The sequence below is a fragment of the Vibrio sp. 704 genome, assembly GCF_033339295.1.
This window is the reverse complement of the sequence record NZ_JAWOUH010000423.1, coordinates 1-714: the sequence shown is the minus strand read 5'-3', so window position 1 is coordinate 714 and position 714 is coordinate 1. Positions and strand designations below refer to the sequence as shown.

Below are 714 nucleotides of genomic sequence, written 5' to 3'. Positions count from 1 at the left end.
ATGTACCAACAATCAGATTGGTAACGCAGGCTTGCTAGCCATTCCATATCGGTATTTTCATTTAGGTCATAGTAGTACTGACCGCTTGCAGACCAGTTACGGTTGAACTCGTATGCCGCTACGATACCTGCTTGTGAAATACCTTTACGAGTAATAGTGTCGAGGTTTTCGAGAATGATCGTATCTTCGATGTATTCGCGAGTGACATAGCGGTAGTTACCTTGAATAAAGCCGCCGTTAAACTGATATTCCAACGTACTGTTGGCAAGCTGCATTGAGCTTAAGTCGATGTCGTACTGAACGCCACCGTGATAGAACAGGTAGTCGTTGTAGTTGAAATCAGCTTCAACTGCCCATGAAGAGTAGTTGGTTGTCTCGTCTGGAATGTTCGGGCTATTGCTGATTTTCGTCTTCTTATCGAAGTAGTAGATCTGACCAAACGACACGTTCAAACGGTCTTTGTAGTCATCATCAAAGAAGCGCGTACTTGCACCGTAGCTCAGCTGGTTAGCCGATGCGATCTTATCAATACCACTGTACTTACGACTGCGGAATAGACCGTAGTAGTCAGTTTGCAGCAGCGTTGTATCGTAGTTGTAGATGTTGGTTTGATCTTCTTCTGGTACGTATAGGTACTGAAGCTGTGGTTCTAGCGTTTGTGTGTAGCCTTTGATCCAGCTGGTGTCACGCTCTAAGTAAATCTGAGCATGGGTA

1 protein-coding gene is annotated in these 714 nt (G+C 44.8%); it reads right to left on the bottom strand.

What is annotated here, in order from left to right; all coding sequences use genetic code 11:
• A partial coding sequence (gene lptD, locus R7R24_RS26880; RefSeq protein WP_318120143.1) for an LPS assembly protein LptD occupies positions 1 to 714 on the bottom strand: 714 nt, incomplete at both ends.